We start from the raw sequence: 9,483 nt of genomic DNA on the forward strand, positions 1-9,483 counted from the left end.
GGTCTCGGACGATCTCCGCGTCACCACCGCGGAGCTGTCCGATATGGCGGGTTGCGCGGCTGAGTCGATCGCCCGGTCGGGCGCCGGGCCCGTCAAAAAAACACCGGTCTGTTTTTACTGGGGGGGGGGGGCGCTTTGGTCTTACCGGTTTGGCCCCCCCCCCCCCGCAGCCCCGGCCGTTCGTCGGGACTCGAATGGTTGCCCATCCACGACAGCAGCGACCAGCGCGACAGCCCGGACAGCGCCGAACCGAGGCTCAGGAACGATCCGCTGGAGATGAGCGATCCGAAGGACCCGATCGAGCCGATCGACAGTACCGATCCGGCACTGCCGATGGACAGGATGGAGTACGCCGACCCGATCGACAGGATCGACCCTTCGGATCTGATGGACAGAATCGACCGCGACGAGCGCCGACTCCGGATTGACCTGTACGAGTGCTCGACAGTCGCCATATCCCCGGTCTACCACAGCCGGGACTGTTTTTCGGCGCACGAATGCGCCGGAAACAGCCTGTTTACGACTAACCGACGGTGAAGAAGCCCAGCGTCGGTGCGAAGGAGCAGGTGCGCGCTTCGGTTTCGGTGGCCTGGGTGGTGAGCCCGCCGCCGATCACCGCGACAACGCGCCCGGTGCCCGTGTTCGCGATCGCCGAGAGCGTCGCGGGGCCGTCGGGGTTGATCTTCGCTTCGTCGGTGAGTACCTCGGTGCCGGCGGCGCCGGTATCGATATTGCGCCACTGCACCGTCATCGGCCGGGGCTGTTCGGCCGTGGGCCGTTCGGTGCCGAGCGCGGTGAACACGAAACCCGTCTGGCCGGCGGCCGGGCCGGGCGGCGGCAGCTGCGCCGGGCCGGGAACCGCGAGGGCCGTACCGACGGAATCGCCGGACGGGGCGATGCAGCCCTTACCGATCGTCGGGTAGAGGAACTGGGCGATCACCGGACCGGATTCCGGGATATCGGGGCCGCCGCCACCGCTTCCGTCCAGGAAGGTGATGACCCGTTCCAGAGTCGATTTGATCTGCGGGGGCAGATTCACCGTGTCCAGCAGGGCGCGGGCCCGGGCCAGGATCGCGGCCTGGGGACTGCCCGGCGCGGCGACGTTCTGGGCAACGGGCGCCGCCGGCGGATTGACGATAACCGGGGCCAGGGCGGCGAGAACGTCGACCGGGACCCCTTCGGGGACCATCGGGACGCTGTTCACCGATGACTCGGTGGCCGGGGCCGCGACGGCTGTCGCGGGCGCCACGAGGGAGGCGCCCGCCGCAATGGCGAGCGCGGACATTGCGATCCGCGATCCTCGGGTGCGAAGCACTGGTCTAGCCGTCCTTACCTCGGGTACATCTGGGCGACGCTGAAAAGCCGTCGTTTCGGGGTCACTCTAAGGACACTGGCACGCGTTGTACAGCACCGGGGTAGCGATTGCGACCCCTGTTTTGCTGTGATACCAGACAGTAGCGGGTAGCCATTGTGACATGTGTGAAATTTGAGTCGAGAGTATATGTGTGTCGTGCGGGTTGCCCGATGGTTCCGGACACCGACGGTTTCCGCTCGCCGACATCCGCGAACGATCGAGCCAACCGGTCGCACCGCGCTCCGACACCGTCGGGTTAATGTATTCCGCGCCGGAAACACCTGCCGCCGCGCCGGGTCCGGCCGCCGACCCGGACCGACTCGAAAGCCCATGTCTTGAATCAGCCCAGCGCCCGGACCGACCTTCGGGGGTTCACACCGTTTCGCCTGGCCTCGGCGGCACTGGGGATCAGCGTGGCGGTGCGGCTGCTGTGGATGCTGCTGACACCCAACGGTATGAATCTGGTGGATCTGCACGTCTACGTGGACGGTTCGGCTTCGCTGCTCACCGACCATCTCTACGATTTCACCTACGCCGAGAAGACCCCCGACTTTCCGCTGCCCTTCACCTATCCGCCGTTCGCCGCGGTCGTCTTCTTCCCCCTGCATTTCCTGCCGTTCACCGTGGTCGCGGTGCTGTGGTTGTTCGCGATCGTCGCCGCCCTCTACTGGGTGGTGCGGATCGCGTTCGAATTACTGCTGGGCCCGGAGGCGCTGACGGAGCCGCGGTGGCGCACCGCGACGGTGGCGTGGACGGCCGTGGGCCTGTGGTTCGAACCGGTGCGCACCACGATCGACTACGGCCAGGTGAACGTCTTCCTGATGCTCGGGGTGATGCTCGCCGTCCGTAGTACGCGGTGGTGGATCTCGGGGACCCTGGTCGGAATGGTCGCCGGGATCAAGCTCACGCCGGCGATCAGCGGCCTCTATTTCCTGGCACGGCGCCGCTGGCTCGCGGCGGTGTGGTCGGCGGTGGTCTTCGGCCTGACCGTCGGCGGCAGTTTCCTGCTCAATCCCGAGGAGACCCGGCGCTACTTCGGCACCCTGCTCGGCGACGCCGACCGGATCGGCCCGGTGGGTTCGGTGTGGAACCAGTCGCTGCGCGGGGCGCTGAGCCGGTTGCTGGGCAGCGATGTCGGCACCGGGCCGTGGTGGATCGCCGGTGTGCTGGTGACGGCGGTACTGGGCTGGTTCGCCTGGCGGGCGCTACGCCGCGACGATCTGCTGGGCACTGCCCTGATCGTGCAGCTGTTCGGGTTGCTGATCTCACCGATTTCCTGGTCGCATCACTGGGGCTGGCTGCTGCCGACGGTTCTCTGGCTGCTGTACGGACCGTTCCGGGCGGTTCCGGGGGCGAAGATCCTGGCCGGGTACTGGCTGCTCACCACCCTGGTGGGCGCACCGTGGGTGCTGTCGTTCCTGCAGGATTCGATCTGGACGATCTCGCGGTGGGGGGTGTGGTCGTGGTTGGGCGCCGTCGATGTGATCGGCGCGCTGGCGCTCTACGCCTGGACGATCTGGGCGGGCCGGACGGTTTCCCGGATCACCGTCCCGCCAGCCGATCTATCTCCCGGGCCGACGCCACGTCCTGTGCCGTGAGCCCGCCCGCGGAATGCGTGGACAAGGTGAAGGTCACCTTCCGCCAGCGGATATCGATATCGGGATGATGATTCGCGTCCTCGGCGGCCTCGGCGACTCGGCGCACGAGTTCGATACCGGCCAGGAACGACGACGCTTGTACGGTGCGGGTGATCGCATCGCCCGTCCGCGACCAATCCGGCAGCGAATCGAGGGCGTCGGTGATCTCGGTTTCGGTGAGCAGTGGTGTGGTCATAACGCCGTGGTACCCCGCCGGTGCACGTTCTCACAAGAATCGGTCACCGCGGGGATGTCCGGGCTCCCGCGGGGTGAAAAACTTCACGCGGCGCGCGCCTTCTTCAGGCCTTTCTTCAATTCCTTGCCGGTGGCGCCCGTGGCCTCCAGGCGCTTCATCCGCATGATCACCACAGGGCATTTCACGCAGCGCGTCTTCTTACGACAGCACTTCTTCTTCGGCTCGAGGCTCGATACCTCTTTCGCCTTGACCTTGCCCATGCGGGTTAGCATACCCTTACCTTCGGGCGCCGCGAGCAGGCCACCTCGACCCCGGTAGGGTGTAAACGGCCCAGATGCCCGGTGAGTCCGTATCTACCCGATCCCAGGGTCCGGCCGATAAGCAATTGCCAACCAGCAGGAGGAACCGGCGTGTCGTCTGCACGCGATTTTCGCAACGTCGCCATCGTGGCACACGTCGACCACGGCAAGACGACGCTCGTCGACGCCATGCTGCGGCAGTCCGGCGCTTTCGCCGAACGTGCCGAACTCGTCGATCGAGTGATGGATTCCGGCGATCTGGAGCGCGAGAAGGGCATCACCATTCTCGCCAAGAACACCGCCGTACATCGGCATCATCCGGACGGCAGCGTCACCGTCATCAATGTCATCGACACCCCCGGCCACGCCGATTTCGGTGGTGAGGTCGAACGCGGGCTGTCCATGGTCGACGGTGTGGTGCTGCTCGTGGACGCCTCCGAGGGGCCGCTGCCGCAGACCCGTTTCGTCCTGCGCAAGGCCCTCGCGGCCTGTCTGCCGGTGATCCTGGTGGTCAACAAGACCGACCGCCCGGACGCCCGGATCGCCGAGGTCGTCGAGGAGAGCCACGATCTGCTGCTCGACCTCGCCTCCGATCTGGACGACGACGCCGCCGAGGCCGCCGAACTCGCCCTCGACCTGCCCGTGCTCTACGCCTCGGGCCGCGCGGGCAAGGCATCCAAGGAGCAGCCGCAGAACGGCGAGGTGCCGAACGCGGAGAACCTGGACGCACTGTTCGATGTGCTGCTGAACAATATCCCCGCACCCAAGGGCGACCCGACCGCGCCGCTGCAGGCCCATGTCACCAACCTCGACGCCTCCGCGTTCCTGGGACGGCTCGCGCTGGTCCGCATCCACAACGGCGAACTCCGCAAGGGCGCGAACGTCGCCTGGATGCACGCCGACGGCGTGAAGAACGTCAAGATCACCGAATTGCTGCAGACCGTGGGTGTCGAACGGCAGCCGGGTGAGGTCGCGGTGGCCGGCGATATCGTCGCCGTCGCCGGGATCGCCGACATCATGATCGGCGATACCCTCGCCGACCCCGAAGAGCCCGTCGCGCTGCCTCGTATCACGGTGGACGAACCCGCGATCTCGGTGGTCATCGGCACCAACACCTCGCCGCTGGTCGGCCGGGTCCAGGGACACAAACTCACCGCCCGCATGGTGAAATCGCGCCTCGACCAGGAACTGGTGGGCAATGTCTCACTGCGCGTACTCGATATCGGCCGCCCGGATGCCTGGGAGGTGCAGGGCCGTGGCGAACTCGCCCTCGCCATCCTGGTCGAGCAGATGCGGCGCGAGGGTTTCGAACTGACCGTCGGCAAACCGCAGGTGGTGACCCGGCAGGTCGACGGCAAGGTGCACGAACCCTACGAAGAGCTCACCATCGACTGCCCGGACGAATACCTGGGCGCCATCACCCAGCTGCTGGCCGCCCGTAAGGGCAAGATGGTGCAGATGAACAACCATGCCGCGGGCTGGGTGCGGATGGAGTTCATCGTGCCCTCGCGCGGGCTGATCGGGTTCCGTACCGATTTCCTCACCGAAACCCGCGGCACCGGTATCGCCAATGCCGTCTTCCACGGCTATGCGCCCTGGGCCGGCGAGATCCGGGCCCGGCACACCGGATCGCTGGTCTCCGACCGGTCCGGAACGGTGACTCCGTTCGCGATGATTCAGCTCGCCGACCGCGGACAATTCTTCGTGGAACCGGGTGCGGAGACCTACGAGGGCATGGTCGTGGGGATCAACCCGCGCGCCGAGGACCTCGATATCAATGTGACCAAGGAGAAGAAGCTCACCAATATGCGCTCCTCCACCGCCGATGTGATGGAGACGCTCGCCAAACCGCTGCAGCTGGACCTGGAAGCGGCCATGGAATTCTGCGCGGCCGACGAATGCGTCGAGGTGACCCCGGAGGTGGTGCGGGTGCGCAAGGTGACCCTGGCCGCCAACGAACGGGCCCGGGAACTGTCGCGTCGCAAGGCCCGCGACCGGGCCGCGCTGTAACCGGGTTTCGCCGCCGGACGTGGCGGCCGGGCGTTGGGTAGAGTGCCGAGGGTGATTTCGGGGAGGCGCGCAGTGTGGCGCGGGCTGCTGGTGCTGATGGCGGTGCTCGTTCCGGTACTGGCCGGATGCACCGCCGATCCGCCGCCGCCCATCGCCAGTACCGACAGCCCGAAAACCGAACCGGCGCAGCCGACGAAGAACACGGTGGTGGTGGCCGTCGACGATATCGGGATCGGGTTCAATCCGCACCTGCGGTCGAACCAGTCCCCGGCGACGTCGGCGGTCGCGGCCATGGTCCTGCCGAGTCCGTTCCGGCCGACGCCCGACCCGGCCGCCCCCGGCGCGACGCTGTGGGTACCGGATACCGCCCTGCTCGAATCGGCGACGGTCACCTCACAGGCACCGTTCACGATCACGTACCAGCTGAAGGACCAGGCCAACTGGTCCGACGGCGCGCCCATCGCGGCCGAGGATTTCTGGTACCTGTGGCAGCAGATGATCACCCAGCCCGGTGTGATCGATCCCGCCGGGTACCGTCTCATCTCCGAGGTCCGCTCGTCGGGTGGCGGCAAAACCGTCACCGTGGTGCTGAACGAGCCGTACCCGGCGTGGCCGCAGTTGTTCGCGAATCTGCTGCCCTCCCATCTGATGAAGGATTCGCCGGGCGGTTTCCAGCGCACCCTGGTCGAGCAGATACCGGTATCGGGCGGTAATTTCACCATCGAATCCGCCGACCCCGGCCGCGACGAGATCCTCCTGGAACGCAACGACCGGTTCTGGGGCACACCCGCCCGGCCGGACCAGATCCTGCTGCGCCGCGGCGGTACCACCGCCCAGCTCGCCGATTCGCTCCGCAACGGCGATACCCAGATGGCGCTCGTGCACGGCGGTGTCGCCACCGAGGCCCAGCTCGCCGCGATCCCCTCGGTGCGGACCGCGATCATGCCGCAATCCCGGCAGCTGCGGCTGACACTCAACGGACGCGACGGCGTTCTCGCCGATCACCGGGTGCGCACGGCGGTCCTCGCGCTGCTCGACCCGGCACTGCTGGCCACCGTGGGCGCCCAGACCGGCAACTGGGTGGAACCGGTTCGCGCCCAAGTGCTCTCCCCTTCCGACCCCGGCTACGCCCCCACCCAGCCGCCACCGCTCAATGCCGATCAGGCGTTCGGGCTGCTGGCCGAGGCCGGTTTCGGCCGGGCACCGGAACCTCCCCCCGTCTCGGCGACCTCCCCCGCACCGCGGCCGCGTTCACTGGCCCGCAACGGTGAACCGCTGGTGCTCCGGATCGGCGCGGTGACCGGTGACGATACCGCCCTCGCTGTCGCCAATACCGCCGCCGACCAGCTGCGCAGCGCCGGTATCGACGCCTCGGTCCGCAATCTGCCGGCCGACGAGCTGTACGGGAAGGAACTGGTCGAGAACACCGTCGACGCCGTGGTCGGCTGGGAAGCCACCGGCGGCGACCCGGCGACGGCACTGGCCTCCCGCTACGGTTGTCCGCCCGTGGCGCCCGCCGAGGCGCCCGAGGACGATACGAACGAAACCGAAACCGAGGTGCCCGCCGCTGTGGAAGCGGCGCGGCAGGCGCCCAGCAATCTGTCCGGTGTCTGCGATCCGGCTTTCCAGCCGGCGATCGACGGCGCCCTGCGCGGGGCCGAGGTGCCCCGGACGCTGACCGACGCCGAACCACGGCTGTGGGGCGAATCCATCGTGTTGCCGATCGTGCAGGACAACGTGGTCGCCGCGGCCGGACCCTCGGTGGACGGCGCCTCGCTCAGCGGAGCCATCCAGGCCGGCATCTTCGGTGACGCGGCGATGTGGCGGCGGATACCGTGACCCCCGCCGACCGGTCCCGCGCCGCGCGCACACCCGAAAGCGGCGGGCTGTTGCTGGTGCACGCCCACCCGGACGACGAAAGCATCACCACCGGCGGCACCATCGCGCACTATCGCCGGCTCGGTGTCCCGGTCACCGTGGTGACCTGCACGCTCGGTGAAGAAGGCGAGATCATCGGCGACGAATGGGCCGGATTGGCCGCCGATCACGCCGACCAGCTCGGCGGCTACCGCATCGGCGAACTGACCCGAGCCCTGACCGAACTCGCTGCCGGGCCGCCCTGTTTCCTCGGCGGCGCCGGTCGCTGGCGCGACTCCGGAATGGCCGGTACCCCGGCCGCCGAGCATCCGCGCGCGTTCGTCCGGTCCGGTGACGCCGCCGTCGCGGCGCTGGTCGAGGTGATCGTGCGGTTGCGGCCCCGTGTGGTCGTGACCTACGACCCGAACGGGGGTTACGGGCATCCCGACCATATCCGGGCACATGAGGTCACCGCCGCCGCGGTGACGGCCGCCGCCGCACAGGGCTGGGACACTCCCAAGCTCTACTGGACCGTGACCGACGCCGATATCCTGCGCGATCATCTGCGGGCGCTGGCCCGCCGCACCGTCGACGGACTGCCCGGTGCCCTCCCACCCGGGTGGCGGCTCGCGGCGGAGAACGAATTGGCCTGTGTACCGAGCGCTTCGGTGACGACGACGATCGACGTGGCCGAGGTGCTGACCGATAAACGTGCCGCGCTGCGGGCCCATGCCACCCAGCTCGCGGTCGCGCCGTCGGGGCGGGAGTTCGCGCTGACCAACATGGTGGCCCAGCCGGTTCTCCCCGAAGAGCACTACATACTGGCCCGCGGCCGGATCGGGCCCCGGGGCGCGGACGGCCGCGAAGACGATCTGTTCGCCGGACTGGCGTAGCCGCCGGGCGCTGCGGCGCCGAATACACTCGTCCGCATGCAGCACTGGGAATTCGAGGGTGGATCGGCCCGCGCCGCGGCGCGGGTGACAGCGAGTGCACCGTCGGCGACTCGGCCGCACCGGTGACCGCCACCGTGAACGATCCGGCGACCCGGAGCCCGCGGTCGCGGATCGGCGGCTGGGCCACCGCCGCGGTGAACGGTATACCCGGCCCACTGATCATCGCCGTGCTCGTCCTGGACGCGGTGATCGCACTGATCCTCGAGGTGCTCTATCTCCCCCTCTATATCGGCACCGTGCCGGTACCGTTCACCGCGATCCTGGCCGGGCCGGTGAATCTGGCGCTGGTGTGGGCGGTCGCGACGGTGAGCACCCGGCTGTCGGTACTCTTCCTCCCGGTCGGCGCCTGGCTGGTCGCGTTCCTGATCGCCGCCAGTCGCGGGCCGGGTGGTGACTATCCGCTGCGCAGTGATCTGCCGACGTTGCTGTTGTTCCTGTGCGGGGCGGTGGTTCCGTTGATCTACATGTATGTGGCGGCGAACCGGCCGAAGCCGGCGAAGAAGTGACCGGTGATCACCAGGCGCCGTATTCCGCGGTGAGGATATTGTTCACATCCACCCCCACCCCGTCCACCGTGCGATCATCTATCTCGAACTGGTGCAGATTCGCCACGGGATGCACGAAACCCGCCGGGGTGCCCCAATCGTGTTGCCAGAACCACGCCCCCACGCCGGCCACCCGGGCCAGCTCGATGGTGGGTGCATTGGCGTAGACACCGGTGTTCTCGCGCCCCACCACCGATTGCCAGCCGTGCAGGTACGGCAGGATCATGGTCGCGAAATCGACCGGCGTGGGATTGTCGTCGATGGACGCGTAGATCGGCCGATTCTCCGGGCCGCCCGCGGCGCGATGCAATTCCAGCCCCCGCTCGGCATGCCGCTTACCGGCCTCCAGCCCACCCCGCCAGTCCGCAGTGGGTCCCTTGCCGAACTGGTAGCAGGACACAATCGCCAGCCCCGCCTCGCGCAACGCCGAAACTTCGCCGGCGAGCAAGGGTTTCCCTTCCATCCACTCCGCACCCGGCCGACGATCCGACACATACCGGATGACCCCCGCGTGCCCGGCGGCTTTGATCGCCGCCGCCGACGGCACACCCGCCGCATAGTCGAGCAGTGTGCCCCGCGGCGCGGGCCCCGCCCGCCCCCCCCCCCACCCCCCACCCCCCCCCGGTGCCCCC

At 68.3% G+C, this 9,483-nt stretch carries 10 protein-coding genes; 5 read left to right on the plus strand and 5 right to left on the minus strand.

Features of this window, described 5'->3' with window-relative positions; genetic code table 11:
* Nucleotides 1-92: 92 nt before the first annotated feature.
* Both QH195_RS13350 and QH195_RS13355 read right to left on the minus strand, forming a co-directional pair.
* Nucleotides 93-455: a hypothetical protein gene (locus tag QH195_RS13350; RefSeq protein ID WP_280435592.1), complete on the minus strand. Its 363-nt coding sequence runs from the start codon at nt 453-455 to the stop codon at nt 93-95.
* Nucleotides 456-523: 68 nt separating this feature from the next.
* Complete coding sequence (locus QH195_RS13355) at nt 524-1,285, minus strand: Rv1157c family protein (RefSeq protein ID WP_280435593.1); 762 nt, start codon at nt 1,283-1,285, stop codon at nt 524-526.
* 404 nt (nt 1,286-1,689) lie between these two features.
* On the opposite strand from QH195_RS13355, the gene QH195_RS13360 reads away from it, so the two are divergent.
* Complete coding sequence (locus tag QH195_RS13360) at nt 1,690-2,952, plus strand: mannosyltransferase (RefSeq protein ID WP_432278334.1); 1,263 nt, start codon at nt 1,690-1,692, stop codon at nt 2,950-2,952.
* Here QH195_RS13360 and QH195_RS13365 read toward each other — a convergent pair.
* Together QH195_RS13365 and QH195_RS13370 are read right to left on the minus strand one after the other, a co-directional pair.
* On the minus strand, nt 2,897-3,187 hold the full coding sequence (locus QH195_RS13365; protein WP_280423228.1) for a 4a-hydroxytetrahydrobiopterin dehydratase: 291 nt from the start codon (nt 3,185-3,187) through the stop codon (nt 2,897-2,899). The two genes, QH195_RS13360 and QH195_RS13365, sit on opposite strands and share 56 nt — an antisense overlap.
* Before the next feature lie 83 nt (nt 3,188-3,270).
* Nucleotides 3,271-3,447, minus strand: a complete 177-nt coding sequence (locus QH195_RS13370; protein WP_280435594.1) for a hypothetical protein — start codon at nt 3,445-3,447, stop codon at nt 3,271-3,273.
* Between the two features lie 150 nt (nt 3,448-3,597).
* On the opposite strand from QH195_RS13370, the gene typA reads away from it, so the two are divergent.
* From typA to QH195_RS13390, 4 genes are all read left to right on the plus strand, one after another.
* The gene (gene typA / locus QH195_RS13375) at nt 3,598-5,496 is read left to right on the plus strand and encodes a translational GTPase TypA (RefSeq protein ID WP_280423227.1); all 1,899 of its coding nucleotides are present in this window, start codon (nt 3,598-3,600) and stop codon (nt 5,494-5,496) included.
* A gap of 96 nt (nt 5,497-5,592) precedes the next feature.
* Nucleotides 5,593-7,335 carry an ABC transporter family substrate-binding protein gene (locus tag QH195_RS13380; protein ID WP_280423232.1) on the plus strand — a complete coding sequence of 581 codons (1,743 nt, stop codon included), beginning with the start codon at nt 5,593-5,595 and terminating at the stop codon, nt 7,333-7,335.
* Nucleotides 7,317-8,246, plus strand: coding sequence for an N-acetyl-1-D-myo-inositol-2-amino-2-deoxy-alpha-D-glucopyranoside deacetylase (gene mshB / locus QH195_RS13385; RefSeq protein ID WP_280435595.1), 930 nt, complete (start codon nt 7,317-7,319; stop codon nt 8,244-8,246). Before QH195_RS13380 ends, mshB begins: the two co-directional genes overlap by 19 nt.
* Before the next feature lie 122 nt (nt 8,247-8,368).
* On the plus strand, nt 8,369-8,812 hold the full coding sequence (locus tag QH195_RS13390) for a hypothetical protein (protein ID WP_280423225.1): 444 nt from the start codon (nt 8,369-8,371) through the stop codon (nt 8,810-8,812).
* A gap of 7 nt (nt 8,813-8,819) precedes the next feature.
* Here the strand turns inward: QH195_RS13390 and QH195_RS13395 are convergent.
* Nucleotides 8,820-9,483, minus strand: a 664-nt coding sequence (locus QH195_RS13395; RefSeq protein ID WP_280435596.1) for a DUF1906 domain-containing protein, incomplete at its 5' end; no start/stop codon positions are given.

It is taken from the genome of Nocardia carnea (assembly GCF_029868855.1).
Lineage (GTDB): Bacteria > Actinomycetota > Actinomycetes > Mycobacteriales > Mycobacteriaceae > Nocardia > Nocardia carnea_A.

Bases quoted from the DNA above. Each gene is read 5' to 3' on its own strand.
- QH195_RS13365 (WP_280423228.1), bottom strand. From the start codon at position 3,187: ATGACCACACCACTGCTCACCGAAACCGAGATCACCGACGCCCTCGAT.
- QH195_RS13355 (WP_280435593.1), bottom strand. From the start codon at position 1,285: ATGTCCGCGCTCGCCATTGCGGCGGGCGCCTCCCTCGTGGCGCCCGCG.
- QH195_RS13380 (WP_280423232.1), top strand. From the start codon at position 5,593: ATGGCGGTGCTCGTTCCGGTACTGGCCGGATGCACCGCCGATCCGCCG.
- QH195_RS13350 (WP_280435592.1), bottom strand. From the start codon at position 455: ATGGCGACTGTCGAGCACTCGTACAGGTCAATCCGGAGTCGGCGCTCG.
- QH195_RS13370 (WP_280435594.1), bottom strand. From the start codon at position 3,447: ATGGGCAAGGTCAAGGCGAAAGAGGTATCGAGCCTCGAGCCGAAGAAG.